This window comes from Chromobacterium sp. Beijing, assembly GCF_021496765.1.
GTDB lineage: Bacteria > Pseudomonadota > Gammaproteobacteria > Burkholderiales > Chromobacteriaceae > Chromobacterium.
The window spans coordinates 2,113,324-2,140,012 of sequence record NZ_CP053750.1; the positions used below are offsets into that span (position 1 = coordinate 2,113,324).

The window sequence follows — 26,689 nt, forward strand, 5'->3', positions numbered from 1 at the left end:
GCATTCCACCGGCTTCACAACAAGAGGAGGATCCGCCATGGCGGTGCTTGGCATAGACGAAGTGAACTATCGCGCGGCCGATCTGGCCGCCTGCAAACGCTTTTTCCTGGATTGGGGACTGCGCCTGGAGCGGGAAAGCGATCAGCAACTGGAATTCCGCAGCCTCAACGACTGCGTGGTGCGCATCTCCCACCCGGACCTGCCCGGACTGCCCGCCGGCCTGGAGGAAGGGCCCACCTTGGTGGAAGTGGTCTGGGGCGTGGAAAGCGCCGGCGATCTGGATCAATACGCCGCGCAGTTGCGCAATCTGCCCGGCTTCCGGCGCGAAGCGGAGCGGCTGCGCTGCCAGGACCCTTGCGGCCTGAGCATCGCGCTGCAAGTCAGCCGCAAGCGCCCGCTACAACTGGACTGCGCCCGCTTCAACAGCTGGAGCGAACGGCCGCGCGTGGATCAGCGCGCCCCGGTTTACGAACGCGCCCAACCGATAGAAGTGGGTCATGTGGTGCTCTTCGTCGACCAGCGCGAAGCCATGGTGCGCTTTTACTGCGACCGGCTGGGCTTCGCCCTGTCCGACCAATACCCGCAACGCGGCAGCTTCCTGCGCTGCGCGCCGCGCGGCGGCCACCATGACCTATTCCTGCTGCAATTGCCCAGCGGCAAGAAAGGCCTCAACCACGTGGCCTTCGCGGTGCGCGACATACACGAAGTGATAGGCGGCGGCCTCGCCATGGACCGGCTCGGCTGGAAAACCGAACTGGGCCCCGGCCGCCACCCCATCTCCTCCGCCTACTTCTGGTACTTCGAAAACCCGGCCGGCGGCCTGGTCGAGTACTACAGCGACGAGGACGAACTGACCGAAGCCTGGCAGCCGCGCGATTTCGAGCCCGGGCCGGAACGCTTCGCGGAATGGGCGGTGACCGGCGGCCTGGACGGCCACACCCGCCGCCCCAAACACGCAGAGACCCCGCGCCGGGGCTTTCTCACCGACAAAACCGGCGAAACCGACCGCTAAACCGCACCCTGTCCCAAGGAGAACCCCATGAGCCGAGTCATCCCGTCCCGCTATCTGGAGCCCCGCCAGGCGCAGCAAACCGCCCCCACGCCTTACGAAGATCTGCTGGGCGACGCCCTGGAGCGCGCTTACGCGCAGGAAATCCACGATCTGAACGCCTTGCTTGCCCACCTGAACCAGCACGGCCCGTCCGCGCCCAACGGCGGCAGCTGGAACGAAGCGCTGTTCCGCGCCGAAATGGCGCGCCTGGCTCAATAAACCCATCGAGGAGAACATCATGAGCGATTTCAGCATGGAACAAATCGACGCCTATCTGGCCAAGGGCCTCAAAGACCGCTGGCACATGGTCTGTCCGTCCCGCTTCGTCGGCGACCGCGCCGTCAGCCTGCGTCGCCTCGGATACAAGCTGGCGCTGTGGCGCGAGCCGGCCAACGGCAAGGTCCACTGTCTGGAAGACCACTGCCCGCACCGCGGCGCGCCGCTGTCCATGGGCTTTGTGCTGGGAGACCGCCTGGGCTGCGCCTATCACGGCGTGGAGGTGGACTGCCGCGGCACCGTCACCCGGGTGCCGGGCAGCCCCGGCTGCAAGCTGGAAGGCGCCAAGGCCGCTCGCGCTTTTCACGTGGAGGAGCAGGCCGGCATGATCTTCATCTACAACGCCAGCCAAGAGGTGGACGCGCCGCCTCCGCTGCGGCTGCCGGAGTATCTGAACTCCGACGAATGGAGCCACTTTCCCTGCTATGTGGAATGGGGCAACGACTACCGCTACGTGGCCGACAATGTGATGGACCCGATGCACGGCGCCTTCCTGCACAAGCAATCCCACACCATGTCCGAGGGCGCCAGCCAGGCCGAATTCGCCATCCGGGACCTGGAGCAAGGCTTCGTCTTTGAAAAAACCGGCCAAAAAAACGTCAACTTCGACTGGACCGAACTCATAGACGACGGCACGGCGATGTGGCACCGGCTGGAAATCCCCTATCCCAAGACCGGCGGCCCCGGCGGCAACTTCACCATCATCGGCATGTACACCCCGATCAGCCGCGAACTGTGCGCCGTGGTGTTCTGGCGCTGCCGCAAGGTCAGCGGCTGGCAGCGCGACACCTGGCGCTTTCTGTATAAAAACCGGCTGGAGGCGCGCCACTGGCAGGTGCTGGAACAAGACCGTGTAGCCTTGGAAAACATGGAGCTGGACGCCTGGGACCGGGAGTTCCTGTACCAACACGATATGGGCATCGTGCGTCAGCGCCGCTATCTGCGCCGCCTCGCCGCCGAACAAATGGCCGCCGCTCAAGGCTGAACCCCGCGTCGGAGCGGCCATGCCGCTCCGCGCCCGCAACGAGATCCCGCCATGACTCAAACCCTGCTCACCCTGCGCCTGGAGGCGATGCGTCGCGAAGCCGACGGCGTGCTCAGCCTGGAGCTGGCCCGGCCGGACGGCGGCCCGCTGCCGCAAGCCGAGGCCGGCGCCCACATCGATCTGCACCTGCCCAACGGCATGGCGCGCAGCTACTCGCTGGTCACGCCGCGCTGCGCGCCGCGCGCCTACGTGGTGGCCGTCCAGCTGGACCGCGCCAGCCGCGGCGGCTCTCTCTACATCCATCAGCAGCTGCGCGTCGGCGCGGAACTGCCGGCCTCCGCGCCCCGCAATCATTTCCGGCTGGAAGAAAGCGCCGGCCAAACCGTGCTGATCGCCGGCGGCATCGGCATCACCCCCATCTACAGCATGTACGCGCGGATGCGCGAACTGGGCCGGCCGGTCAGCCTGCTCTACTGCGCCCGCGCCCGCGAACAGGCGGCCCTGGCCGACGACATCGCCCGCGGCGGCCAGCCGATAGACTGGCATATCGACGCCGAAGCCGGCTGCCCGCCCAAGCTCGCCGGCTTTCTGGAGCGCTTCCCCGCCGACAGCCATTTCTATTGCTGCGGCCCCGGCCCCATGCTGGACAGCTTTGAGCAAATATGCGCGGACCTGGCCCTGCCCCATGTCCATATCGAACGCTTCGCCGCCAAGCCCGCCGCGCAGGCCGACGCCGCCGAACGCGCGCCCTACGAAGTGGTGCTGGCCCAAAGCGGGCGCAAGCTCAATGTGGCCGCCGGCCAATCCCTGCTCGACGCCTTGCTGGCCCACGGCGTCAAGGTGGACTGCAGCTGCCGGGAAGGCATTTGCGGCGCTTGCGAAACCCGGGTGCTGGACGGCGAGCCGGAGCACCGCGACTCGGTGCTGAGCCCGGCCGAACGCCAGGCCGGCAACACCATGATGATCTGCGTCTCCGGCTGCAAGAGCCGGCAGCTGGTCCTGGATCTCTAAACGCGCGCCCGCAATGGGCGCGACGGTCTCCCCCTTCATCACAACCGGCCCCAAGCGGGCCGGCGGGGAGCCTTTGCGCCCGCCGCCGGCGCGCCTCGAGCGGCGACAAGACCGCCCCACGCAATAGGAGAAAGAGCAATGAACACACGCAATCAACGCTGGCTGGGCGTGGCCACGCTGTTCCTGGTGGTCGCCATTTCCTACGTCGACCGGATCAATATCGCGGTGCTGATCACCCAGAACGACTTTCTGCGCCACCTGGGCATCACCGTGCACGATCGCGGCGCGCAAGGCTTGCTGGCCACCGCCTTCATGGCCGGTTACGGCCTGTCCGCCATCCTGTTCACCCCATTTTGCGCCGCTTTGTTCGGCGTGCGCCGCAGCCTGATCTACGGGCTGTGCCTTTGGGGGCTGATCACCTTTGTTTCGCCCTGGTTCAACAGCTACGGCATGTTGCTGACGTCGCGCGCGCTGCTCGGCTTCGCCGAAGGGCCGCTGTTCGCGCTGGGCTCCTCCTATATCAAGGCCCACTTCGACAGCGGGGAAAGCGGCAAGCCCAACGCCCTGTTCAATATGGGCACCGGCCTCGGGCTGGCGGTCGGCTATCCGCTGATCGGCTACACCGTGGCGCTGCTGGACTGGGAATCGTCCTTCCACCTGCTGGGTCTGCTCAATGTGCTGCTGGGCGTGCCGCTGGTGCTGGCCTTCGTGCGCATGCCCCTCTCTTACGCCGCCTTGCCGCGGCCGGAGTCCCCGCGCGCCGCGCTCGCCACCGTGGCCGATCTGTTCCGGGGGGCCTTCCACACCCGCCACATCCTGACCATGACCCTGCTCACCGCCGCTTTTCTCGCCTATCTATGGGGCAGCAGCAACTGGCTGCCGGCCTATTTGCAGCAGGCCCGGGGCTTCTCCCTGCGTGAAATGGGCTGGCTGGCCTCGCTGCCGCAATACGCGGTGGTGCTGGGCGTGCTGCTGGGCGGCCTGCTGCTGGATCTGACCCCGCGCCGCCGCGTGCCTTTGATCTTCGTCTTCGCCAGTATGGGCGTGGCGCTGGCGGTGCTGCTGGCCATCAACAGCGCGGACCGTTACACCGCCGCCTATTGCCTGACCGCCGCCGGGCTGTGCTGGGGACTGCAAAGCCCGGCCATTCCCAGCACCGTCCAGTACTACTCGCGGGCCGAGCACGTGGCCTGCGCCTTCGGCATCACCAATGGCGTAGGCGGGCTGACGGCCGGCCTCATGCCGGTGTTGATGGGCTGGCTGATCAGCCTGAGCGGAGACAGCGGCGGCGGCTTCGCCTTGGGCTTCGCCAGCCTGATCGGCACCCAGGTGGTGGTGATCGCCTGCGGCCTGGCCTTGTTGCGCGGAGATCAGACCGTGGTAGTGCAGGCACAAGCCAGCCCTACTCTTTGAGCATCAAGCGCACTCGGAACCGCCCTGGCAAGCTAATACGAAACCACGCGAAACCCGCTAAATGCACTTAAGCATCCTCTTGTTTCGCAGAGCCCAAAGCCGCCCGACACCATGTGCCGAGTGGCTTTTGTTTTATGGCCGCAATGCAAAAAAGCCTTGCTTGCGCAAGGCTCAACGCGACAGGCAAGCCGCGCCATTGGCAAAGACATCAGCGTGCCGGCGCCGCCACCTCGATTTTCACATGGCGGGTATTGCCATTCTTCTGATTAAAGCTGCGATTGATCACACCAATAGCGCTACTGCTGCCCTGCTTGACTTCTTTGTCAAACAGAAAAGTCATCACCCCAAGATTACCCTTGATCAGCAATGGCCTGCTGGTCCCCTCCCAGTTGGAACTCAGCAATTGAGCCGCACCTTCGCCAACCATGTCCAATTCCAGAGTTTGATCGGTGTGACACCTGCCGGCGGAGAGGTTGAAACCCGGATAAATCGCCACACTGTCATTGCTTATCGTTTTGAGGATTTTATTGCCTGGCTCCACCGGCGTTTGCGGCCCCTCTCCGCTTAGCGTGTATTGAATTGGACAGGAGCCGTTATTGACCAACTCAAACGTATAGGCATCCGCAGCCATGGCATGAGCGCTGCCCAAAATCAGCGCGGCACTGATCGCCAAGTGTTGAAACTTCATAATCGCTCCAAAATTAAAATGAATTATTTAGCCAAAATAGAATGCAAATCGATTGGCAAATCCAGATTAATGGAGTGATTCTGAAGAGGAAAACATTCTCAAATCAATCTAAAAGCCGCCTCGGGGGACGGCTCCGAGGTCCGCCCCGCCATTACCCAGCCCGCCGCCGCGCAAAATCCAGCCAGAGCTCCGCCACCCGGCGCGGCTGTTCCATCATCGGCAGATGGCCCACCTGCTCCAGCACCTGCTTTTCGCTGCCGGCGATGGCGGTGGCGAAGCAGTCCGCATCCTCCACGTGCAGGATGCGGTCCTCGCGCCCCCAGACAATCAGCGTCGGCGCCTGGATGCTCGCCAGCACCGGCCGCTGATCCACGCTGTCGAACAAATCGTCGAAAATCCTGCGCTCCACCTCGGCGCGTTCCGCCTTGCGCGCCGCCGCCACCTCAATGGCGAAACCGGGCACCGGCGGCGGCCGGTACATCGCCCAGTCCAGCATCGCCCTCACCCCGTCCGCGCTCGTCATCTCCAGCATCGGGTTGTCCCCGCTGCGCTGCCACGACTCGGCCATTTCACTGGCGCTGACACCGGCGCCGGCGGCGTTGAGCAGGGTCAGGCTGGCCACCGACTGCGGATAGCGCGCGGCGAAGTTGGCGGCGATGGCACCGCCCATGGAGTTGCCGATCAGATGGACGCTCTCCACGCCCCAGGCCTCCAGGAAAACGCGCAGCCGGTCCGCCTGCGCCTCCACCCGGTAGCTGATGTCCAGGCCGGACATGCTGTCGCCGTGGCCGGGCAAATCCGGCAGGATCAAACGGAAGGTCTTGGGCAGGCAGCGCGCCAGCATCGCCCAATGGTCTTTCTCCGCGCCGAAACCGTGCAGCATCAGCACCGTAGGCGCGCCGGCCGGCGCCGGACGCTCCAGCCAGCTCAACTCGCCCTGCTCCAGCCGCAGCCGCCGCGGCCTCAAGCCGGCCCAGCGCCGCTGCTGGCGCACGCCCCAGTCAAACAACCATTGCTTGCCGTTCCAGATCCAGCGTCGCCACATTGCGGCCTCCTTGGAGAAACATTGATGGTGAATAGTGCTTAGAACGTGTTTACGATCTCGCGAGCTAAGGCGAGACAAGGCGAAAACGAGCGAAAAAGCGGAATGTACTCGTGGTACATGCGCATTTTGAGCTTGGTTTCAACGCCCATTTCTATCCATCCCGCCGACGCGCGGCAGATCGTAAACAGCTTCTCAGCCGCGCTCCAGCACCTCGGCCACCCGCTGCCGCAAAGCCGGCAGCAGCTCGGCCTCGAACCAGGGATGACGGCGGAACCACAGCTGATTGCGCGGGCTGGGGTGCGGCAGCGGCAGCAAGGCCGGCCAGTGTTCGCGCCAACGCTCCACCGCCTCGGTCAGCCTCGGATAGCGGCCCGGCAGGTGATAGCGCTGCGCGTACTGCCCCAGCAAAATCGTCAATCGCAGATGCGGCAGGCCGGCCAGCAGGGGCTGGCGCCAGGCGGCTGCGCATTGCGGCGGCGGCGGCAGATCGCCGGACTTGCCGGTGCCGGGATAACAGAAGGCCATCGGCAGGATGGCGATGCGGGTCTCATCGTAAAACACCGTCTTGTCCACGCCCAACCAGTCGCGCAAGCGCTCGCCGCTGGGGTCGTCGAAAGGCAGGCCGGACGCGTGCACGCGCCGCCCCGGCGCCTGGCCGGCGATCAGGATGCGCGCGTCCGGATGCCATTGCAGCACCGGGCGCGGACCGTGCGGCAGGCTGTCCGCGCACAGCCGGCAGGCGCGCACTGCTTGCAGCAGGCCGGCGGCGTCCATGTCCGCGGCCGTTTACAGCACCACGCCGACCGGCGGCTGGTCGTGGGTCTGGCCGACGGACTGGTGCGGCAGCTCCAGATAGCTGCGCGATTGCATCTCGGTCAGCCGGCTGGCGGTGCGGAAGAATTCGCCGGCCTGCAGCCCCTCGGTGTACAGCTGTTCCGGCTCGGCGGCGGCGGAGGCCACCAGCTTGACGCGGTTGTCGTAGAACACATCCACCAGCCAAGTGAAGCGGCGGGCGATGGACGCCTCGCGCGCGGTGATCTTGGGGATGCCGCTGACGAAGACGGTATGGTATTCGGTGGCGATTTCCAGGTAGTCAGTCTGCGCGCGCGGGCCGTCGCACAGGGCCAGGAAATCGAACCAGATCGCCCCGGCGGCCAGGCGCTTGACCGGAATCTCGCGGCCCAGCACTTCGATGGCGCGTTTTTTCTGCTCCACGCCGTGGCTCAGGCGCTGGAACAGCTGCTCCATCTTCTCCTCGCTGGCCGCGTCCGCCGGCACCATGAACAGCGGTTCGCGCGTCAGCTCGCGCAGCCGGTAATCGTTGCCGCCGTCCACGTTCAGCACTTTCAGCTCGCGCTTGATCAGTTCAATGGTGGGCAGGAAGTTCTGCCTTTGCAGGCCGTTGGGATAGAGGCCGTCCGGCGCGTAGTTGGAGGTGGTGACCAGCACCACGCCGCGCTCGAACAAGGCCGACAGCAGCCGGCCCAACATCATCGCGTCGGCGATGTCGCTGACGTGGAATTCATCGAAGCACAGCAGACGGGTGTCGCGGGCGATCTTGTCGGCATAGGCCAGCAAGGGGTCCTTGCTGCCGGCCAGCGCGCGCAACTCGCGGTGCACCTCGGCCATGAAATTGTGGAAATGGATGCGGCGCTTGCGGCGGTAAGGCACGCAGGCGTAGAAGGCGTCCATCAGAAAGCTCTTGCCGCGCCCCACCCCGCCCCAGAAATACAGGCCTTTGGGCACGTCCGGGCTGCGCAGGCTGCGCCCGAGGAAGCGGTTGCGCTTGTTCTTGAACTCCACCAGCTGATGCCACAGCAGGTCCAGCTCCTCGATCGCCGCCGCCTGGGCCGCGTCGTGGATGAAGCCGGGTTTTTCGCTGGCGGCCTGATACCAGGCCTTGGGGCTGAGATGGGCGTTCCCATCCGGGGAGAAAGTATGCTGGGACATGGGCGGCGGAGTGTGCAAACGCTATAAACGATACGGTCCGCCATCATACCCCGTTTGGACCTGCGGGCAAAAACGATGCGGCCGCCCGATAAGGCGGCTGCGTGCTCTCAAGAAGCGGCTCAATGCCCGCCGCGCATGGCGATGCGGCATTGAACCGCTTGTCGAAACATTCAGACCTGGCCGTTTCTTTGCGCCCTCACCTTGGCCAGCAGCGCGTCCAGCACTTTCCGCGTCTGCACCGGCTGGGCCGCGGCGAGCACGTATTTGCCGTCCACCACCAGCATGGGCGTGCTGCTAATCCGGTAATCCTTGGTGAACTTGGCGGCGGCTTCCACCTGGGCTTTGACCGCGAAGGAATGGTATACCGCCATGGTCTTGGCGGCGTCCACGCCCGGCTGGCGGCGCAGCCATTTCTCAAACTCCGCCTCCTTGCCCAGATTGATCTTGTCGTGCTGCACCGCGCGGAAGGCGGCCACATGCAAACGATCGGCCAAACCTGCGGCGTTCAGGGTGGCGAACACCCGGGCGAAGCCTTCCATCGGCCGGCCCCACACCACATGCTTGCGCACCACGTTCACATCCTTGGGCTGAGCCTTCAACCAGGCCGTGATCGCGGCGTCCTGAGCGTAACAATAGTGACAGGGATAGGAGAAAAACTCCGCCACCTCGATCTTGTCGCCGCTGGACACCGGATGCGGCTTGGGCAGCACCAGGTAATCCTTGCCCACCGTCGGCTGCGCTTGCGCCGCGCCCAAGGCCAATAAAAACCAGCACAACAGCAAAAATGCTCTCATGAAAACTCCGCTCATATGGAATCCGCCGCCGGCCGGCCGCCCCAGTCAGATTCAGGCCGTGGCCAGCAAAGTCGGCACTTCGGCCGTCTTTTCCACCTTGTTCAGCTTGGGCTCGGTCTTGCCCAGCGAGCGCAGGCGCTGCAACTCTTCCCTCAACAGCTTGATTTCTTCCTGCATTTTCTGGCGCATATCCGCCTCCGCCTTGCGTACGTCCAGGCTCAGTTTTTTGTCCATTTCCGACGTCAACTTCTCATCGAGAAACGATTCGTACTTTTTGAACAACTCATCGCGGTAAACATCCAGTTGCAAACGCAACATGAGGTTTTCCTCCTCCATTTCGGCCAATTTGTGCTGGAACTGGGCGACATTCATATTGAAGTTCATGCTTTCTCCTAGCAGATGGCTCGCAAACGGCGCGATCAGCTCGTGCCGACAGGCCGGAGCGGGATTCCGGTTAAAAAAATATCCCTCTCCACGCAGGGAGAGGGAGGCAAACATAATGGGTTTGCAATAGACACTAGGCAGCTCAACACCGGGGGATCGGCGTGAGACCCTATGCGGCAGGGCGCCGCACAAGATGAGGCAAGTATGCGCAAGCGCGCCGTCAAAAAATATCTGACCAGTACGAAAAGCCGGCCCTGACGCGCTGTTGCGCGCGCATCGCCGCGGCGGGGCTCAAACCAGGCGGTTAAGAACGTTCAAGCCCTGGCTCAGCCGCTGCTGCACCGGCTCCAGCAAGGCCGCCGCCTCCTCGCTGCTGAACAACAAGGGTTCGTCGCGGCGTTGCAGCACGGTCAGGATGGCTTGCAAACCGACATGGGCTGAGCGGATCTCCATCAAGCCCTGCAACAGGCAGGCGTCCATCTCCGCGCACTGCAAAGCCATCTGCCGGCCAAGATGAAACAGCGCGTGCTGATCCGGCTGGGCGTCGAGCAAATCCTGGTTCAACAGCTTCAGTTGCTCCATCATGGGTAATTGGCCTTTCATCACCGTTCTCCTTAGACCCGCTAACAAAACCCCTGATCCTGCGTTGCGCCTCCTTGCCGTACGACTTGTACGGCCTGCGTCGGCGCGCCTTGGCTCAGGTTCTCTGCGAGGTTTTGTTCGCGGCTCTTAATGAACCTGTTCAACGTCTGCCACATCGCATGATGAGTGCCGGCTTCAGAACGCTCATGCCCCACTTGCGCACTCCGCTTCTTCAGCCGTTTTCGCCTTGTCTCCCTCTCGCGCGCCAGACCTTGAACCGGCCCGGTTCAACACTCCAACACGCGCTCAATGCCGGCGGCGATTTTCAGGGTATGGGTATCGCGGCCATGCAGCCCGCACACGCTCAAACCGATCTGAGCCGTCAGCGGCAGGCTGAGCGCGCAGCCGTCCAGCAGATTGGCCACAGCGCTGTTGCGCTGAGCCAGCCGGTTCAAACGGCCGTAGTCCTCGTCGTCGTCCAGCTCCGCCAGCCTGGGCGGCAGAATCGCCACCGTGGGCATCAGCCAGGCGTCGGCCATGGACAGGCGATGCGCGGCGACGGCTTGCAGCGTGCGGCGACGCTCCAGCAGCTCCAGATACCTGACCGCGCTCTGACCGGCCCCCTGCCGCAGATGTCGGACCACGCGCGGGTCGTAGTAAGCGCCGTCCTCGCTCTCCAGCCGCTCGCCATGCTCGTGCCAGGCCTCGGCCGCCGCCAGCCCGCCCTGGGCGTCCATATCCGCAATCCAGCCAAGCTCGGGGAAATCGAAACGTATGATGCGGGCGCCGGCCTGGGACAAACGCGCCAGAGCCTCGTCAAAAGCCTGGGCCACGGCGGGGTCCAGATGGTCGGCAAGATAGTCTTCGGTCACTTAAAGCCGGCGTTTTTTCACGTCGGGGGCTGGCCGCGCGCATGAGAGGGCGTCCAGCCGCTACAAAGCACCGCGTCCAGGATGGCGCAGCAAGAAACCGAGCGCCCCAGCGTTCCGATGGAATCCAGCGACGGCGACAAGGGCAGGCAGCCCTGCATCGGCACCCGCTTCGCCGTGGGCTTGAAGCCGACCAGGCCGCAAAAGGCGGCGGGAATGCGCGCCGATCCGCCGGTGTCCGAGCCCAGCGCGGCAACGCCCATGCCCAGGGCCACGCTGACGGCCGCGCCGGAGCTGGACCCGCCCGCCACGCGTTCCGGATCGCCGGGATTGCGCGGGGTGCCGTAATGCGGATTCAAGCCCAGGCTGGAGCAAGCGAACTCGCTCATATTGGTGCGTCCCAGCAGCACCGCGCCGGCCGCGCGCAGCTTCGCCACCACGGTTGCATCCTGCTGCACCGGCGGATTTTGCTTCCGCACCACGGAGCCGGCCGTGGTGATCTGGCCCTGGACGTCGAACAGGTCTTTGACCGATAGGGGAAGACCCGCCAGCGGCGTGGGATAGAGACCGACGGCGTCGATGTGCCGGGCGGCGGCCAGCGCGGCTTGGGCGTCCACATGGGTAAACGCCGCGCCTCCTGCCGCCCTATGGCCGGCGATGACGGTCAGCGCCTGCTCCGTCAGCGCCACGCTGCTGGTTCTGCCCAATTGCAAATCCCGATGCAACTGCATCACGGTCGCTTTCATGCCGTGCCCTCCCCGGCGTTGACGCGGCGGGCATCTCTCCCCTGCGGTTTCTCCACCGACGCCCGGCTGCGGCGCGCCCCAAACTCATGATGTTGCGACATGACGATCTCCCGACTACATGCGATGGCTAAAGTGAACTCCTCGTGAAAATGTGAAATCCGCGCGCAGGCGCGGGCCGCCCTTGTTTACCGGGCGGCGTCCGGCTTCAAGCACGGCGCGGCGGCGGCCTCCGAATGGGCCGGCGCGGGCGGCGCGGTCTTGAGCGCCTCATCAGTTTCGATGTAAAGGGTTTGCAGGCGGGCGGCGCAATCGTCCAGCACCTCAAGCGAGAGGCGCGCCAACAATTGCAGATGGGACGGTTCGCTGCCGCTGCGCTTGGCTTGGATCGCCATGAGCGCGGAACGCAATACAGTGAAGCAATTCAAGGCCTGCGCGCAAGCAAACGCGGTTTGGGACAGCAAGTACTGGCGTTCTTGGCAAGTGGCCGGGGGTGGTTTGGCAAAAGCGGGGGAAAAATCAGAAGGAGTCATTGCAGTCTCCAAGTCAGCTTTGGAAGCCTGCTCGGATACGAGCAGGAGCGTGACAAGGTGGCAAGACCGGTTCTCCGTGATGTCGACCGGCAGCCCCGAGAGGCTCCCTGCCACGCCCTGCCCAGATGCAGATGCGTGGCAACAGACGTGCGGCGCCCGGGTGGACGCAACATGACTGCGATCACGGAGATTGATAGGCTTGCCTGCCTGGCGCGGCGTTATTTGGCGCAGCGCGAGGCAAAGAGTACTGAGACGGGGGCGGAGCGTCAAGCCGGAGACGGCCGCCCGGCCAGGCGGGAGATCAAACGGGGGAAATGAAGAAGCGGTTCAAAGCCCGGCAAGCCAAAGCGGGACTTTGAACAGCCTCTTGGCAAGCTTCAAATGGCGGACAGCAGCTTCAACACGGCGGCGGACAGCCGCTCCGCGCGCAACTCAATGCCATGCTCGGGCGTACCCGTATCGTGCCATCGGCTGTCAATGATATTGCTGACCGCTCGCAGCACCAGCACCGGCGTGGAGCCCAGCCGGCTGGCGGCGCGCATCACGCCGGAGGCTTCCATCTCAATCACGCCGCCTCCCAACTCCAACATCAAGGGAAATAGGGAGGAAGGGACTGGGAACTGGTTGCTGCTGAAGATCAGCCCCGGCTTCACCCCAGGCAGCGCTGTCAGCTTCTCCAGCCAATAGCGGTCCACGTCCCATTCCGTCTCCAGCGGAGCATGGGTATTGCTGTTAAACAGGCAGGATTCAAACAGCGTGCCTTTCAGGATCTTGTCGATGCCGTAAAGATCCATCTGCACGACTTTGCTGCCGGCGACGACATCGCCTATCTCCCAATGATCTCCCACTGCGCCTGAAGTCCCCAGCAACAAGACCAGATCGATATCCCGTTGCAGCAGCACAGCTTGAGTGGTCAAGGCGGCGTCTTCCGTGCCCACCCCGGTTTCGGCCAGATAGAGCTGGTGGAGATTGTATTGAAGGCTGCGACAGGACAAAGCGCCGAGCATGGGCTCAGGCTCCCACGCGGCGGACAGCTGTTGCGACAGCCGGGCGGATTCGGCGGGAAAGGCCGACAATAGCAAGATATTCATGTTGTGCCCTAATAAGAGCCTGTTCAAAGTCTCGCGAGCAAGAGCGAGACAAGGCGAAAATGAGCGAAAAAGCGGAATGTACTCGTGGTACATGAGTATTTCGAAGCGGTACTCACCGTGTGACGTCTCACGACGCGCGGCAGAGCGTAAACAGGTTCTGAGAGAGCCCATTGCGGATACGCCTGCGCCCCTGGAGCCAGGCCGTGAACAGCCTGCCGGCGCCGGCTTGCTCAAGACCGATTTCATCGGCTGATCTTGAGCCCGCAGACGCCAACCTACCAATGATCTCCGGAGGCTCCGGATAGCACGGTGTGCTGAGGGGACTTACGCGCTTCTGTCGGCAAGGCGTAAGCGCGCCATGGGGCATGCATGGATCTCAGAACATCCTGCTCGCACAAACCAGAAGAAAGCCGCAAGACAATGGTGGTCATTCCATTGTCCGCCTTGATCCCCTCCACCGAAAAAGCCGCACTATGGGTAACAATGCCTTCAATATCGCCCTGGCTTAAGGTGATGTCGCTGACTTTATGATGGCCAATGCCGATGCTTAGCTGAATGTGCCTGTTTTCATTGGACAAGGCGTTGAGTAAAGAGTCGTCGACAGCGACTTGGAATGACTGCAGCATGATATCTATACCTTTGCCTAAGAGCGTATTCATGACCTGGCCAGCAAGAGCGAGACAAGCCGAAATCACAACTGACATGCCTCACGGCCAGGAATAATGCTAGGCGCAACGCTACGCTTAATTTTTCCGGATTTTAATAGGACCAGTACTAAATTAAGACGACAAAGGATACTTCACATTAATACAGCTTTTTAATTGCACTCACCTGACACTTTCGACTCGCAATTAAAGCCGCTAACAAAACCGCGCAGCGCACCTGAGCCAAGGCGCGCCAACGCAGGCAGTACAAGTCGTACGACAAGGAGGAGGGGCAACGCAGGATCAAATCGGAACTTCTACATCTTAACGCTTCCGCCGCGCCGCGCGGCACGCCTGTATTTCCTCTTTCTCTCTGGCTTGGATAATGCGCAAGGTATCGTCGCTGGCGGGAATCTCAAAGCCCATATCGTCAAACGCCTTGAACGCGGTTAAACGATACCCGGCCAGCTTGCCGTCCACCGGCACGTCAAACCCCAGTTTCTCCCCCGGCTCTATTCGGCCAAACGCCTGCAAGGTATTGCCCAGGGGGTGACAAGCATCGTCCCGTGCGGACACCACCACATAGCCATGGTCCACCGGCTGGTCTCCCTGGTTGTGTATGGTGCCCCGCACCGCAAATTGACCGTTAGCACCAACACCCATATGAAATATCAGGTGTGGTTTGGCTTCTGCCCATACTACCGTCGGCACTACCACTAAAGTCACCATTAGCAAAGCACCGTTAAAAAAACATGCAAACAACCCTTTATACATTTCATTCACTCCTGAAATTATTTATCAAAACTAACAAACCAACCTCACACACTCAATTAAAAACATCATCAGCCTTCTTCATCACATCAGGGAAATAATAGACCACAATTCGGCATCAAAAACAAAATCCGCCCACCCGAAAACATACTAGGGCACGCGGATTTATGTCAAAAACTTACTTAACAATAGGCTTCATGAATACACACGCAACTCTACCAGACTTCTCGTCATACGCAGAGTCTACTCCACCATTTTTCAAATTCACATAATAGTGATGCATCCCTCCAAGAGTAGATGTATGGTAACCGTCATGAAAAGCATCACCCTCAGTGCTCCACCCATATTTTCTACCAAGGGTATTATTGGGATACTTTTTATATAAGGCCTTCAAATCATTAAGACTTGGAAGCTTCCCACCCAAAGAATTACAATAGTTATGCGCTCCAGACAAACCAACAGTCTTTCCATGAGCCGCAGAGAAATACCCTACATTTTCCACATATGGAGCTTCCGGTGCCACCTCCATCTCCATAAACTTAGTCGCAATACCTCCTACCTTACCCAAGCTATTCTGTGCCCTCACAGACACTTCCATCACTAATCCCACATCTTTGTCGCCAAGCTTATATTCCGGCACTTGACCTGAGTCTCCGATAGTTTCCCCTCCTTTAACAAGCTCCGCTGTTTTCCCCTTTGCTCCCCAGGCATAACGTGACCTATCTTGACCACCGCTATTATTAGACTGGTATTGGTATGTAGCCGACAATGATTGGCCTTCTTCCGCTTTTCCACTGATCTGTAGCTGAACTACAGTCGGTTTGGCCTGCGGATTAATCGGCTTGCCGTCATCCCCTCCTTCGGTGTCATTGCCATCCTCCTGCTTGGCATTGGTCGCCAGCTTGACGGTGTTGCCAGTCTTACCCGCACCATTCTTCGCCTGCACCGCCACTTCCAGAATCTGGCCGATGTCCTTCTCCTCCAGCTTGCGCGCCGGCACTTGGCCCGCCGTCTTCACCGTCTGGCTCGGCGTAGCTAGCCCCTTCACCCCCAGCCGTACAAGGACTGGTCGCGGCTGTCGCCGTTGTTGTGTTCAAAAACATAGCTGCCACTCAAGCTTTCACCCAGCTCCAGCCTGCCTTTCAGCTTCAGATCTTTCAGCAACGGTTTCGCCTTCGGATCGATCACGCTGCCGCCCTCACCCAAGGCTGCCGTCGTGGCCGTCTCAATCTGGCCCTTCGCCTGACGCGCATTCTCCGGCTGCACCGAAACCTCCAGCACGGTGCCGGCATCGGCCGACTGAATTGTGTACGGCTGCAGTTGGCCGGACTGTTTCACCACTTGGCCCTGTGTATCCACCTGGCCCGCCGTATTACCCTTCTTACCCCAAAGCGCTTTCGACTTGTCGGTCCCCTCGCCTTTGTTCGCGTCAAAGGCATAGCTACCGCTCAGGCTTTCGCCCACCTCCAGCTTGCCTTTCAGCTTCAGATCTTTCACCAACGGTTTCGCCTTCGGGTCGATCACACTGCCGCCTTCGCCCAAGGCTGCCGTCGTGGCCGTCTCAATCTGGCCCTTCGCCTGACGCGCATTCTCCGGCTGCACCGAAACCTCCAGCACGGTGCCGGCATCGGCCGACTGAATTGTGTACGGCTGCAGTTGGCCGGACTGTTTCACCACTTGGCCCTGTGTATCCACCTGGCCCGCCGTATTACCCTTCTTACCCCAAAGCGCTTTCGACTTGTCGGTCCCCTCGCCTTTGTTCGCGTCAAAGGCATAGCTACCGCTCAGGCTTTCGCCCACCTCCAGCTTGCCTTTCAGCTTCAGATCTTTCACCAACGGTTTCGCCTTCGGGTCGATCACACTGCCGCCTTCGCCCAAGGCTGCCGTCGTGGCCGTCTCAATCTGGCCCTTCGCCTGACGCGCATTCTCCGGCTGCACCGAAACTTCCAGCACGGTGCCGGCATCGGCCGACTGAATTGTGTACGGCTGCAGTTGGCCGGATGTGGCCACTACCTGACCCTGCGTATCGACCTGACCCGCCGTACTGCCCTTCTTGCCCCACAGCGCTTTCGACTTGTCGGTCGCCTCACCTTTGTTCGCGTCAAAGACATAGCTGCCGTTCAGTCTTTCGCCCACCTCCAGCTTGCCTTTCAGCTTCAGGTCTCGCACTACGGGCTTGGCCTTCGGGTCGATCACACTGCCGCCTTCGCCCAAGGCTGCCGTCGTGGCCGTCTCAATCTGGCCCTTCGCCTGACGCGCGTTCTCCGGCTGCACCGAAACTTCCAGCACGGTGCCGGCATCCGCTGCCTGAATTGTATACGGCGGCAGTTGGCCGGACTGTTTCACCACCTGACCCTGTGTATCCACCTGGCCCGCCGTGCCGCCTTTCTGACCCCACAGCGCTTTCGACTTGTCAGTCGCCTCGCCTTTGTTCGCATCAAAGACATAGCTGCCGTTTAGGCTTTGCCCCACTTCCAACTTGCCGGTCAGCTTCAGGTCTTTCACCAACGGTTTGGCTTGCGGATCAATCACGCTGCCACCCTCACCCAAAGCTTCCGTCGTGGCCGTCTCAATCTGGCCCTTGGCCTGACGCGCGTTCTCCGGTTGCACCGACACTTCCAGCACGCTGCCGGCATCGGCCGACTGAATTGTGTACGGCTGCAGTTGGCCGGACTGTTTCACCACCTGGCCCTGTTTATCCACCTGGCCCGCCGTATTACCCTTCTTGCCCCAAAGCACTTTCGACTTGTCAGTCGCCTCGCCTTTGTTCGCATCAAAGGTGTAGCTGCCGTTTAGGCTTTGCCCCACTTCCAACTTGCCGGTCAGCTTCAGGTCTTTCACCAACGGTTTCGCCTTCGGGTCAATCACACTGCCGCCCTCACCCAAAGCTTCCGTCGTGGCCGTCTCAATCTGGCCCTTCGCCTGACGCGCGTTCTCCGGTTGCACCGACACTTCCAGCACGGTGCCGGCATCCGCTGCCTGAATTGTGTACGGCTGCAGTTGGCCGGACTGTTTCACCACCTGGCCCTGTGCATCCACCTGGCCCGCCGTATTACCCGTCTTGCCCCAAAGCGCTTTCGACTTGTCGGTCGCCTCGCCCTTGTTTGCATCAAAGGTGTAGCTGCCGTTCAGGCTTTGGCCCACTTCCAGCTTGCCTTTCAGCGTCAGGTCTTTCACCAACGGTTTGGCTTGCGGATCAATCACGCTGCCGCCCTCACCCAAGGCTTCCGTCGTGGCCGTCTCAACCTTGCCCTTCGCCTGACGCGCGTTCTCCGGCTGCACCGAAACTTCCAGCACGGTGCCGGCATCGGCCGACTGAATTGTGTACGGCTGCAGTTGGCCGGACTGTTTCACCACCTGGCCCTGTGCATCCACCTGGCCCGCCGTATTACCCTTCTTGCCCCACAGCGCTTTCGACTTGTCGGTCGCCTCGCCCTTGTTCGCGTCAAAGGTGTAGCTGCCGTTCAGGCTTTGGCCCACTTCCAGCTTGCCTTTCAGCGTCAGGTCTTTCACCAACGGTTTCGCCTTCGGGTCAATCACACTGCCGCCCTCACCCAAAGCTTCCGTCGTGGCCGTCTCAACCTTGCCCTTCGCCTGACGCGCGTTCTCCGGTTGCACCGACACCTCCAGCACGGTGCCGGCATCGGCCGACTGAATTGTGTACGGCTGCAATTGGCCGGATGTGGCCACTACCTGACCCTGCGTATCGACCTGACCCGCCGTACTGCCCTTCTTGCCCCAAAGCACTTTCGACTTGTCGGTCGCCTCGCCTTTGTTCGCGTCAAAGACATAGCTGCCGTTCAGGCTTTCGCCCACCTCCAGCTTGCCTTTCAGCTTCAGATCTTTCACCAACGGTTTCGCCTTCGGGTCGATCACACTGCCGCCCTCACCCAAGGCTTCCGTCGTGGCCGTCTCAATCTGGCCCTTCGCCTGACGCGCGTTCTCCGGCTGCACCGACACTTCCAGCACGGTGCCGGCATCGGCCGACTGAATTGTGTACAGCTGCAATTGGCCGGATGTGGCCACTACCTGACCCTGCGTATCGACCTGACCCGCCGTACTGCCCTTCTTGCCCCACAGCGCTTTCGACTTGTCGGTCGCCTCGCCTTTGTTTGCATCAAAGACATAGCTGCCGCTCAGGCGCTGCCCCACTTCCAGCTTGCCCCTCAGTTTCAGATCCTGCACTACAGGCTTGGCCTGCGGATCGATTACCAAGCCGCCATTCCCCAAGTCTTGGGTATTGATAGTCAAGGTATTGCCTGCCATCACATCGCTACGCGCCTGCACCGACAGCTCCAGCAATTTGCCCACATCCTCCACCGTCAAAGGCCTGTCCGGCACTGCGCCGCTTTTCTCTACCTTTTGACCTTCGGCGGCGACTCGTCCCGCGGTGTCTGAGTAGCCGTAAAGGTAGACGGATTGATCGATAGCGTCGCCATGCGAGTCGGCGAACTGATACGTCGCACTCAAAATCTGCCCCACTTCCAGAGGCACTTTGACCCATGCCAGCTGACTAATGCCCACTTCTTCCTTCTGCACGGTAAAATTCTGCACTTTATACGCCGCCTGAGCTTGCATTGGCGTCAAGGCTTGCAGCACCAGCACGCTCAATACCGCCAGCCGGGTGGACACTCGCCGTGCCAGCAGGCCGCGACGGGAAGCCCGGCGACGAGCAGGAACACTGGAGCTCAATTCCGACGTCACCACCCAGCCGGATACCACATCCGACCACTTCAACTGAAAAATCTTATTCATTGTCTGCGCTCTGCTATCTCTTTATTTTGCGGTGGCATCAAAGCCCACGCGCCAGATGACCTGATTTCCATCTCTGACCCGAACGGTGTACTGATCCTCGCCTTGCGGACGCGGCAAACTGGCCACATTCACCACCAGGATGTTGCCTTCCATCCGGAAAACATTGCCGGTGAACAAAACGCCGTTGCGGGTGCTATCAAAAATGAGGCCCTGGCCCTCGCCAACAGGGATGCGCAAATTGCCTTGCGCGTCCACTTCACTGCCTTCAGGCAAACCGTCTTTCTCAACCACAGTCTGCTTGACCCCAGTTGGGTCCACTTTGGCCAGGAAGGTGGCGGGCAGTTGCGCCGGGCGCTCCATAGCGGTTCTCAACAACTCGCTACTGTTCTGCTTTGATCGCGGCCGCAGGCTGGAGGCCAAAGAAACGCCGTGCTCACTGGATTTGTTCTGCAACAGGGCCAAAATGTCGACGTTGACACCCACACCCCAACGGCCGGAGTTTTTTTCGACGCCATCCGCCTTGAAGGCCGTGAAGGCAAAGGTGGGACGCTTCCACTCGATATCCGCCCGTTTCTCCGCCGCCCCCGTCTTCGCCCCCACGCTGAATTGGTTACGCTCGTCAACGGCAAAAGACACTTTGACGTCCACATAAGGCTTGGTAGTGGTTTCCTGGCTGCCATCGCTAAATGGGAAGCGGATCCGCTCCATACCCACTGCGCTTTTGAAAACGAGGTTCTCCGTCGGCGCGTATTGCAGTTCCAGCGCACTGCCCAGCAAGGAACCCGCCGAGATCAAACGCCGGTCTCGCGTTACCACCCAGGCATTGCTGGTTTCATCGACATAGTTTCGGGTATCGAACTGGCTATGGTTTCTGGCTTTAGCACCCCACAACGCCAGTCCCATCGAATGCAGCCCCAGATCGGACTCCGCGGGGTTCAACCAGCTAAGGCTGCCGTAGTAGCCCAGTTGGGAGAGACGAGCGGTTTCTCGGGAACGGAAGAAGTCAAAGTCTTGCTTGCCGGCCATATAATTGACAGCCCCGTGCAGCCTCAAGCCCGTGTCCCCCAAGTCGCCCACTGCATTGAGGACGGCGTCGGCCAGTTTGGACTCCACATGCAAGCGCCCGCCCACAGCCAAACTCGGCAGCAGTAACACGCTGCCCGTTGCCGTGGCGCTGGGATTTGTGCCAAAGCCAAATCCTAGCGAAAGCGCCGAATCATCCGATTCCCGCTTCAGATCGAATGCGCTTTGGCTGAGATTAAGACTGCCGTGATCGGTGGCAAGCGACAAACCGGGGCGGCCCTCGCCCAGCGACTTGGCCGAGCCTGCCAAAGCCTGGCCCATTTGCCCGCCCTTCTTAGCTGCGGATTCCATCAAGACTTTATCACTGGCTTTGACTGGAATGAACTCTGTTTCTCGCTCCCCAGCATCAGGCTTCCAATTATCGTTGGCCTGAACCCCTCCCGCGCATAACACACTCGATGCCACCGCTACTTGCAACGTTCGTCGCAACATAGTTCCCAACCCCGTAAGCAGTTCTAAAGCCGGGCATTATGTTGAAATGATTTTAAAAAAAACATTTGACCAGTACGAAACCCTCTATCATGCCTTGATTTTTTCACAACACCATGAACTCATTGAAAACTCACCACATTACTTATCTTTTGCATAAAACTTCATTAAGTAGAATGCAAAATCCCCCCCATTCTTCACACACAAAAATTTCTATACGCTTGGCAAACTAAAGCCTATTTTTAACCACAACCAAAAACATGAATACATTAAAAATAAATTAAAATTAACTATCAAAAACAAATAACAGAATTACGTAATCACAACTTTATAGAAAGAAGCCCTATGACACACCCAATAGTTAAACCCTCTCAAAGCAAACCCCCAATCGCCGCAGCCCACCTCTCACCATCACGCCGATAACAAGCATCATGATCTCCCCCCTTCATAAACAACTTGGCTTTAGGCTGAGGACTGAGTTGATATAGGCGTTCGCCCAACTCCATCGGCACCACCTCGTCGCCGGAGCAATGGATGAATAGTTTCGGCGCGGCAATGGCCGGCAGTTTGGAATAGGAGGAGAAGTTATGGCGGATCAGCGCGTCAAACGGCAGCCATGAGGCGGTATAGGATTTGGCGATGTCCGCAACGGACAAGAAACCGCCGTCGATAATCACCCCGTCCACGCCCAGCGACACCGCCGCCATATCCATGGCGATGGCCCCGCCCAGCGAGTGGCCGTACACCAGGTGCTTGGACGCCTCCGGCGCCAGCTTCTTGAAGGCCTGCCAGGCCACCCTGGCATCGGTGTAGACCGAACGCTGCGAGGGCAGATACCAGGCGCCGTCGCCGTAGCCGCGGTAGTCGATCGCCATCACCGCCAGGCCCAGCCGGCGCAGGCTGAGGATTAAATCGACATCGGTGTGCAGCGTGCTGTCGTTGCCGTGCAAGAACAGCACCGCCGGCGCGGCGGGCGATTCGGCCGGCAGCCACCATGCATGCACCAGGCCGCCGCCTTCCGTCTTGGCAACCGGCAACCAGGTTTCCTGGTAAGTCACCCCGTAATCTTGCGGGGTTTTGCCGGTTTGATACGAGGGGCTGAGGATGAAGTATCGCTGCGCCAGCTCCCATAAGCTCAGCGCCAGCAAAACGGCGGCCAACAAGGCCAGGATTCTTTTAAACGCGCCCATGCGCACACCAGACTTTGAAACGCCACCCGCCATCAACAGAGCACCCAGTTCAATATAAACGCCATGCTCGCCTGCTTGCCGTCTTTCAGGCCCAGGCGAAATCCAATCCGGCAGCTTAGCCATGCTCGGTGCGGGGGATATTTGACCAGTACGAAATGCGCGCCGCGCGGCGGGGATCACACCTCAAAACGACTATACTGGCCGGCCTATGCGTGAGCAGACACGCAGGATGCGCGGGAACCCGCGGCGGGGAAGCGGCACCAAGAAAGGGCCGCCGGGAGAAAAGGAAGGTATCAGGGCTTGAACAGCAGCAGCAGGTCCGCGTCGCGCTCCGCGCCCAGTTTGCGCATGGCGCTGGCTTTCTGGGTGCTGATGGTTTGCTTGCTGCGCTTGAGTTTGGCCGCGATGTCGTTCACCGTCAGGCCGGCGACGAAGAGCCGCACCACTTCGGCTTCGCGCGCGGTCAAGGCGCGCTTGTCGGCGGCTGGGCCAGGTGGTCGGCCTCCAGCAAACGCTCCACCGCCGGGGAGAAGTAGGCCGTTTTGGCCATGGCGCCGTACACCGCCGGCAATAGGTGCTCGATGGCGTCGGATTTGCTCAGGATGCAGTGAATGCCCAGGCTGCGCAGCGAGCGCACCACCAGGGCGTTGTCCATCATGGTGAGCACCACGATGCCCAGTTCCGGGTACAGACGGCGCAAGCGCTCGAACATGGCCGCGCCGTCGCCGGATTCACAGCCGGGCATGGAGTAATCGGACACCAGCACGTCGCAAGGCTGGCTGGCCAGCATGTCCCACAGAGCGGTGGCGCTATTGGCCTTGCCCGCCACGCGGATGGAGCGCTGCCCTTGCAAGGCGTGCTCCAAGCCGCTGAGCACCGAGGGATGATCATCCACTAAGAAGACTTTTATTTCCGCTGTCGCCATGTCGTTCACATGAAATTTAAACAATTGTTTTCAAGACATTCTATTTTTATAGCTAAGCAAATATCCTGAAAATGGTCAACCGCCCAGCCAAGCCCCACGCCGAAAACCGTATGCGCAACTCAAGCCAGCCCTCCCCTCAAAGCCAGCCGCTCAGCCGCCTGCGGCGCATCCAGCGCATTACTTTGTTTGGCGGGGGCGTCGCCATTTCTCTGGCGCTGCTGGCTTTGACTTTGCTAACGCTCTGGCTGGCCGGCAAGGAAATGCTGGCGGACCGGCACCGGATGTTCGATGCGGAAAATACGACGCTGAAGGTACTGCTCAGAGGGCATGCGATCGATCTCCACCACCAGGTCAGCCAGGCCGAGACGGCATGGAAGGCGCTGCCCAAAGCCAGCCCGGCGCTGCAGCGCCAATTCACCGCGCAGAATGGGGAAGCCTGGCTGCAAGCCTCCCAGGCTCACCCTCCGATGCTGGCCTTGGGCAAGCTCTCCGCCCCCTACCCGGCCCCCCGTTTCGAGCCCTATCTGGCGCTGGCGGAACATGCCGCCAGCGCGATGTGCGGCGGCGATTGCGAGTTGAGAAAATCGGTAACCGTTTCTTTGTATAGCCCGGACCAGCGGTTTCTGGCGATTATCTCCCCCAGCTTCTCCTCTGCGGCGCCCGCCCAGCTAGGCAGCAAAGAAACGCTCTGGCAAAGGACTTTCACCAATATGCCCAATCCAACGGCCGCCAACGGCCAAGCCGGCCGTCAGCCGGCTTGGCTGGCCGCCGTCGCCGCGCCGCTGACCCGCCGGCCCGCCATCCGTCTGGCGCAGGCCGCCGTGGTGGACGGCGCGCCTGTCGCCGTGTTCGTCAGGGATATCCGCATCGATAACTTGCTGAATACCTGGCGGCCGGACATCAGCGATGAAACCACCTTGCTCGCCAGTCCTATGGGGCCGCTGCACATCAGCTTTGGCTGGCAAGCGCAGCAAGGCGTGAAGCTGATCGCAAGGCTCCGCGCCATGGACCTGCCCATAATCAACGACGCGGTATCCGATATCCAGTACCGCGACGGCCTGTTCATTCTGCGCGCCCGTCTGCCCACCCCGGGCTGGGTTCATATTCAAGTCTTCCCATGGTATAGCCTGCTGAATGATTTGAGGCTGCCGTTGATCATTGATCTCAGCACGCTGCTGGTTGCCTTGACTTGCTTATGGACCTTCATTCTGTTGCTGGATCGCAAGATCTTCAAACCCGCTTTTTCCAACGCCCAGCGCATTTTTGAAAGCGAGAACCTGAACCGCATCATGGTGGACACCGCGCCCTCGGGCCTGACGCTGCTGTCCATCGCGGACGGCACGGTGCTGCTGGAAAACGAGGTGATGCGGCAATGGACGCGGATGGGTTCAATTGCCCGCTCGTCCCTGCACCTGCAGTTGCTGGACACCCACCAGACCGCGTCCCCGCTCGGCACCACGCCTTGCCACCGGGACATCCAGTTTGAGCTGGCGGACGGCAGCGCCATGGAGCTGCACAGCACCACCATGGCCACGCATTACCAGGGCATCCGGGTTCTGCTGTGCAATGTGGTGGACATTACCCCGCGCAAGGCGCTGGAGCGCCAGCTGGAAAGCGCGCGCCAAACGGCGGAGGCGGCCAGCCAGGCGAAATCTTCCTTTGTGGCCATGGTCAGCCATGAAATCCGCACCCCGCTGCACGCCATCGTCAGCAGCCTGGATTTGCTCGGCCGCGCCCAACTGGCCGCGCCGCAACAACAGCGCCTGGCGGTAGCCAATCATTCGTCCCAAGCCTTGCTGGCCATCATCAACGACATTCTGGACTTGTCCAAGGTGGAGTCCGGGCTGATGAGCGTGGAGCGGATTCCCTTCGATCTGGCCGCGCTCGGCCGCGAAGCGGCGGCCAGCATGGAGCCGCTGGCCCGCGCCAAGGGCCTGGAATTCTCCTGCATGATAGACGCGCAATTGGCGCCGGCTTATCTGGGCGATCCCGGCCGCGTCCGGCAGATCATGCTGAATCTGCTGGGCAACGCGATCAAGTTCACGCTCAGCGGCGAGGTGTTGCTGGAGGTCTATCCGCAGGATGACGACCGCGCGGATTCGCCGGTGCGCATCGGCGTGACGGACAGCGGCGTGGGCATCCCCGCCGAGTACCACGACCAGGTGTTCACCGAGTTTTCCCAGGCGGACGCCTCCATCACCCGCCGCTTCGGCGGCACCGGCCTGGGCCTGTCGCTCTGCAAGAAACTGGCGGAATTGCTGGCGGGCACGATTGAATTCACCTCCACTCCCGGGGTGGGCAGCACCTTCGTCGTGACCCTGCCCTTGCCGCCCTGCGCCGCCGCGCCGGCTGCCGAGCCGCCCGCCGTCGCGGCCGGCCCGGCCGCGCCGGCGGCCCGCATCCTGGTGGTGGACGACCACCCGGCAATCCGGGCGCTCATCCAGGACCAGCTCCGCGAGCTGGGCCATCAGGCGGACACCGCCGCCAACGGCGCCGCCGCGCTGGCGCTGGCCGCCCGTCAGGCCTACGCCCTGGTGCTGACCGATCTGAGCATGCCTGACATCAGCGGTTACAGCCTGGCCCGGGCGCTACGCGACAGCGGCTTCGCCGCCCCCATCGTCGCCATCACCGCGCAGGCCGGCAGCGCGGAACAGCCGCTCTGCGCTCAGGCCGGCATCGACGAGCTCATGCTCAAGCCCTTTACCCTGGAGGAACTGGACCGCGTGATCCGCAAACGCCTGGCCTTGCGCCCCGCCGAAGACCGCCCGGCCGCCAGACCGCCCGCGCCCTTGTCCGCCGCCCGGCGCGCCGAACTGCTGGACGCGCTGGATCATTCCCTGCGGCTGATGAGGCAAGCTTTGGAGCAGATGGACTCCGCCCCGCTGACGCAGCAGTTGCACGCCACCAAGGGGGCTTTCGCCATGGCCGGCTTGGCGCCGGTGGCGGAGCTGTGTACGGAAATCGAGCAAGCGGTGGCGGCCGGCCTGCGCGAAGAAACCGGCGCGCTGCTGGATCGGCTGGAGGCACTGGCGCACGCTAGACTTTGAACAGGCTCTAAGGCCGCTATCGCGGCCCGGGAACATCGGCGACAATGGCCAGGCGCTTAGACCCCCTACCCAAGAGGAGCCGCCATGAAAATATCCGATCTTCCATTCGGCATCAGCGATTGGTCCGCGCTGGAGCCCACCCAGCATGCCGGCGAAACCGGCTGCGCCTATTGGCGCACCCAGCGCTTCGGGGACATCCGCGTCCGCATGGTGGAATACACGCCGGGCTACCGCGCGGATCACTGGTGCGTCAAAGGCCACATTCTGCTGTGTCTGGAAGGGGTGCTGCACACCACGCTGGCGGACGGCCGCAGCTTCACCTTGACGCCCGGCCTCAGCTACCAGGTGGCCGACGACGCGGAACCGCATCTGTCCCATACCGAAACCGGCGCCAAGCTGTTCATCGTCGATTAAGGCCGGGCGCGCCGGC

26 protein-coding genes are annotated in these 26,689 nt (G+C 61.6%); 7 read left to right on the plus strand and 19 right to left on the minus strand.

Annotated features, from left to right (window positions below; all coding sequences use genetic code 11):
* Positions 1 to 37 precede the first annotated feature (37 nt).
* From HQN78_RS09805 to HQN78_RS09825, 5 genes are all read left to right on the plus strand, one after another.
* Positions 38 to 1,012 (plus strand): VOC family protein, encoded by a 975-nt coding sequence (locus HQN78_RS09805; RefSeq protein ID WP_235089252.1) that lies wholly within the window; start codon positions 38 to 40, stop codon positions 1,010 to 1,012.
* A gap of 27 nt (positions 1,013 to 1,039) precedes the next feature.
* Positions 1,040 to 1,270, plus strand: a complete 231-nt coding sequence (locus HQN78_RS09810; RefSeq protein WP_107799138.1) for a recombinase-like helix-turn-helix domain-containing protein — start codon at positions 1,040 to 1,042, stop codon at positions 1,268 to 1,270.
* 19 nt (positions 1,271 to 1,289) lie between these two features.
* Entirely contained in the window at positions 1,290 to 2,312 is a 1,023-nt protein-coding gene (locus tag HQN78_RS09815) for an aromatic ring-hydroxylating dioxygenase subunit alpha (RefSeq protein ID WP_081548098.1), read from the plus strand.
* Positions 2,313 to 2,363: 51 nt separating this feature from the next.
* Positions 2,364 to 3,323, plus strand: a complete 960-nt coding sequence (locus HQN78_RS09820) for a PDR/VanB family oxidoreductase (protein ID WP_235089253.1) — start codon at positions 2,364 to 2,366, stop codon at positions 3,321 to 3,323.
* 138 nt (positions 3,324 to 3,461) lie between these two features.
* Positions 3,462 to 4,736 carry an MFS transporter gene (locus tag HQN78_RS09825; protein WP_235089254.1) on the plus strand — a complete coding sequence of 425 codons (1,275 nt, stop codon included), beginning with the start codon at positions 3,462 to 3,464 and terminating at the stop codon, positions 4,734 to 4,736.
* A 208-nt stretch (positions 4,737 to 4,944) separates the two neighbouring features.
* On the opposite strand, the gene HQN78_RS09830 is transcribed toward HQN78_RS09825, so the two are convergent.
* The 19 genes from HQN78_RS09830 to HQN78_RS09915 form a co-directional block, all read right to left on the minus strand.
* Positions 4,945 to 5,424 carry a hypothetical protein gene (locus HQN78_RS09830; RefSeq protein WP_235089256.1) on the minus strand — a complete coding sequence of 160 codons (480 nt, stop codon included), beginning with the start codon at positions 5,422 to 5,424 and terminating at the stop codon, positions 4,945 to 4,947.
* Between the two features lie 151 nt (positions 5,425 to 5,575).
* Complete coding sequence (locus tag HQN78_RS09835) at positions 5,576 to 6,469, minus strand: alpha/beta fold hydrolase (RefSeq protein ID WP_235089258.1); 894 nt, start codon at positions 6,467 to 6,469, stop codon at positions 5,576 to 5,578.
* Positions 6,470 to 6,661: 192 nt separating this feature from the next.
* On the minus strand, positions 6,662 to 7,243 hold the full coding sequence (locus tag HQN78_RS09840) for a uracil-DNA glycosylase family protein (RefSeq protein ID WP_235089260.1): 582 nt from the start codon (positions 7,241 to 7,243) through the stop codon (positions 6,662 to 6,664).
* A gap of 12 nt (positions 7,244 to 7,255) precedes the next feature.
* Positions 7,256 to 8,419 carry a cell division protein ZapE gene (gene zapE / locus HQN78_RS09845; protein WP_227103908.1) on the minus strand — a complete coding sequence of 388 codons (1,164 nt, stop codon included), beginning with the start codon at positions 8,417 to 8,419 and terminating at the stop codon, positions 7,256 to 7,258.
* Between the two features lie 170 nt (positions 8,420 to 8,589).
* Complete coding sequence (locus tag HQN78_RS09850; RefSeq protein ID WP_158274268.1) at positions 8,590 to 9,213, minus strand: thiol:disulfide interchange protein DsbA/DsbL; 624 nt, start codon at positions 9,211 to 9,213, stop codon at positions 8,590 to 8,592.
* Positions 9,214 to 9,264: 51 nt separating this feature from the next.
* Positions 9,265 to 9,597 carry a hypothetical protein gene (locus HQN78_RS09855; RefSeq protein WP_107799146.1) on the minus strand — a complete coding sequence of 111 codons (333 nt, stop codon included), beginning with the start codon at positions 9,595 to 9,597 and terminating at the stop codon, positions 9,265 to 9,267.
* 291 nt (positions 9,598 to 9,888) lie between these two features.
* Positions 9,889 to 10,200: a hypothetical protein gene (locus tag HQN78_RS09860; RefSeq protein WP_146176616.1), complete on the minus strand. Its 312-nt coding sequence runs from the start codon at positions 10,198 to 10,200 to the stop codon at positions 9,889 to 9,891.
* Positions 10,201 to 10,466: 266 nt separating this feature from the next.
* The gene (locus HQN78_RS25520; RefSeq protein ID WP_255701228.1) at positions 10,467 to 11,051 is read right to left on the minus strand and encodes an amidase family protein; all 585 of its coding nucleotides are present in this window, start codon (positions 11,049 to 11,051) and stop codon (positions 10,467 to 10,469) included.
* A 17-nt stretch (positions 11,052 to 11,068) separates the two neighbouring features.
* A complete protein-coding gene (locus HQN78_RS25525) occupies positions 11,069 to 11,794 on the minus strand; it encodes an amidase family protein (RefSeq protein WP_255701229.1) in 726 nt (241 codons plus the stop codon).
* 185 nt (positions 11,795 to 11,979) lie between these two features.
* Positions 11,980 to 12,186, minus strand: coding sequence for a hypothetical protein (locus tag HQN78_RS09870; protein WP_107799149.1), 207 nt, complete (start codon positions 12,184 to 12,186; stop codon positions 11,980 to 11,982).
* Between the two features lie 515 nt (positions 12,187 to 12,701).
* On the minus strand, positions 12,702 to 13,415 hold the full coding sequence (locus HQN78_RS09875) for a hypothetical protein (protein WP_235089262.1): 714 nt from the start codon (positions 13,413 to 13,415) through the stop codon (positions 12,702 to 12,704).
* Between the two features lie 275 nt (positions 13,416 to 13,690).
* Positions 13,691 to 14,041 carry a hypothetical protein gene (locus HQN78_RS09880; RefSeq protein ID WP_235089264.1) on the minus strand — a complete coding sequence of 117 codons (351 nt, stop codon included), beginning with the start codon at positions 14,039 to 14,041 and terminating at the stop codon, positions 13,691 to 13,693.
* 342 nt (positions 14,042 to 14,383) lie between these two features.
* Positions 14,384 to 14,833, minus strand: a complete 450-nt coding sequence (locus HQN78_RS09885; protein ID WP_081575685.1) for an FxLYD domain-containing protein — start codon at positions 14,831 to 14,833, stop codon at positions 14,384 to 14,386.
* A gap of 175 nt (positions 14,834 to 15,008) precedes the next feature.
* Entirely contained in the window at positions 15,009 to 15,830 is an 822-nt protein-coding gene (locus HQN78_RS09890; RefSeq protein ID WP_235089267.1) for an adhesion domain-containing protein, read from the minus strand.
* A gap of 44 nt (positions 15,831 to 15,874) precedes the next feature.
* Positions 15,875 to 19,585, minus strand: a complete 3,711-nt coding sequence (locus tag HQN78_RS09895) for an ESPR domain-containing protein (protein ID WP_235089269.1) — start codon at positions 19,583 to 19,585, stop codon at positions 15,875 to 15,877.
* A 21-nt stretch (positions 19,586 to 19,606) separates the two neighbouring features.
* A complete protein-coding gene (locus tag HQN78_RS09900; protein WP_235089273.1) occupies positions 19,607 to 20,959 on the minus strand; it encodes a hypothetical protein in 1,353 nt (450 codons plus the stop codon).
* Between the two features lie 509 nt (positions 20,960 to 21,468).
* Entirely contained in the window at positions 21,469 to 22,287 is an 819-nt protein-coding gene (locus HQN78_RS09905; RefSeq protein WP_235089274.1) for an alpha/beta hydrolase, read from the minus strand.
* A 293-nt stretch (positions 22,288 to 22,580) separates the two neighbouring features.
* On the minus strand, positions 22,581 to 22,754 hold the full coding sequence (locus HQN78_RS09910; protein WP_304502849.1) for a LuxR C-terminal-related transcriptional regulator: 174 nt from the start codon (positions 22,752 to 22,754) through the stop codon (positions 22,581 to 22,583).
* Positions 22,751 to 23,182, minus strand: coding sequence for a response regulator transcription factor (locus tag HQN78_RS09915; RefSeq protein WP_304502850.1), 432 nt, complete (start codon positions 23,180 to 23,182; stop codon positions 22,751 to 22,753). Before HQN78_RS09915 ends, HQN78_RS09910 begins: the two co-directional genes overlap by 4 nt.
* A 140-nt stretch (positions 23,183 to 23,322) precedes the next feature.
* Here HQN78_RS09915 and HQN78_RS09920 point away from each other — a divergent pair, with 140 nt between their 5' ends.
* On the plus strand, positions 23,323 to 26,259 hold the full coding sequence (locus HQN78_RS09920) for an ATP-binding protein (RefSeq protein ID WP_235089280.1): 2,937 nt from the start codon (positions 23,323 to 23,325) through the stop codon (positions 26,257 to 26,259).
* An 84-nt stretch (positions 26,260 to 26,343) separates the two neighbouring features.
* Positions 26,344 to 26,673, plus strand: a complete 330-nt coding sequence (locus HQN78_RS09925) for a DHCW motif cupin fold protein (protein WP_048411883.1) — start codon at positions 26,344 to 26,346, stop codon at positions 26,671 to 26,673.
* Positions 26,674 to 26,689 lie beyond the last annotated feature (16 nt).

Bases quoted from the DNA above. Each gene is read 5' to 3' on its own strand.
- HQN78_RS09855 (WP_107799146.1), bottom strand. From the start codon at position 9,597: ATGAACTTCAATATGAATGTCGCCCAGTTCCAGCACAAATTGGCCGAA.
- HQN78_RS09815 (WP_081548098.1), top strand. From the start codon at position 1,290: ATGAGCGATTTCAGCATGGAACAAATCGACGCCTATCTGGCCAAGGGC.
- HQN78_RS09875 (WP_235089262.1), bottom strand. From the start codon at position 13,415: ATGAATATCTTGCTATTGTCGGCCTTTCCCGCCGAATCCGCCCGGCTG.
- HQN78_RS09805 (WP_235089252.1), top strand. From the start codon at position 38: ATGGCGGTGCTTGGCATAGACGAAGTGAACTATCGCGCGGCCGATCTG.
- HQN78_RS09860 (WP_146176616.1), bottom strand. From the start codon at position 10,200: ATGAAAGGCCAATTACCCATGATGGAGCAACTGAAGCTGTTGAACCAG.
- HQN78_RS09830 (WP_235089256.1), bottom strand. From the start codon at position 5,424: ATGAAGTTTCAACACTTGGCGATCAGTGCCGCGCTGATTTTGGGCAGC.
- HQN78_RS09840 (WP_235089260.1), bottom strand. From the start codon at position 7,243: ATGGACGCCGCCGGCCTGCTGCAAGCAGTGCGCGCCTGCCGGCTGTGC.
- HQN78_RS09920 (WP_235089280.1), top strand. From the start codon at position 23,323: ATGCGCAACTCAAGCCAGCCCTCCCCTCAAAGCCAGCCGCTCAGCCGC.
- HQN78_RS09820 (WP_235089253.1), top strand. From the start codon at position 2,364: ATGACTCAAACCCTGCTCACCCTGCGCCTGGAGGCGATGCGTCGCGAA.
- HQN78_RS09900 (WP_235089273.1), bottom strand. From the start codon at position 20,959: ATGGAATCCGCAGCTAAGAAGGGCGGGCAAATGGGCCAGGCTTTGGCA.
- HQN78_RS09880 (WP_235089264.1), bottom strand. From the start codon at position 14,041: ATGCTGCAGTCATTCCAAGTCGCTGTCGACGACTCTTTACTCAACGCC.
- HQN78_RS25525 (WP_255701229.1), bottom strand. From the start codon at position 11,794: ATGAAAGCGACCGTGATGCAGTTGCATCGGGATTTGCAATTGGGCAGA.
- HQN78_RS09905 (WP_235089274.1), bottom strand. From the start codon at position 22,287: ATGGGCGCGTTTAAAAGAATCCTGGCCTTGTTGGCCGCCGTTTTGCTG.
- HQN78_RS09885 (WP_081575685.1), bottom strand. From the start codon at position 14,833: ATGTATAAAGGGTTGTTTGCATGTTTTTTTAACGGTGCTTTGCTAATG.
- HQN78_RS09870 (WP_107799149.1), bottom strand. From the start codon at position 12,186: ATGGCGATCCAAGCCAAGCGCAGCGGCAGCGAACCGTCCCATCTGCAA.
- HQN78_RS09825 (WP_235089254.1), top strand. From the start codon at position 3,462: ATGAACACACGCAATCAACGCTGGCTGGGCGTGGCCACGCTGTTCCTG.
- HQN78_RS09810 (WP_107799138.1), top strand. From the start codon at position 1,040: ATGAGCCGAGTCATCCCGTCCCGCTATCTGGAGCCCCGCCAGGCGCAG.
- HQN78_RS09835 (WP_235089258.1), bottom strand. From the start codon at position 6,469: ATGTGGCGACGCTGGATCTGGAACGGCAAGCAATGGTTGTTTGACTGG.
- HQN78_RS09925 (WP_048411883.1), top strand. From the start codon at position 26,344: ATGAAAATATCCGATCTTCCATTCGGCATCAGCGATTGGTCCGCGCTG.
- HQN78_RS09850 (WP_158274268.1), bottom strand. From the start codon at position 9,213: ATGAGAGCATTTTTGCTGTTGTGCTGGTTTTTATTGGCCTTGGGCGCG.
- HQN78_RS09895 (WP_235089269.1), bottom strand. From the start codon at position 19,585: ATGAATAAGATTTTTCAGTTGAAGTGGTCGGATGTGGTATCCGGCTGG.
- zapE (WP_227103908.1), bottom strand. From the start codon at position 8,419: ATGTCCCAGCATACTTTCTCCCCGGATGGGAACGCCCATCTCAGCCCC.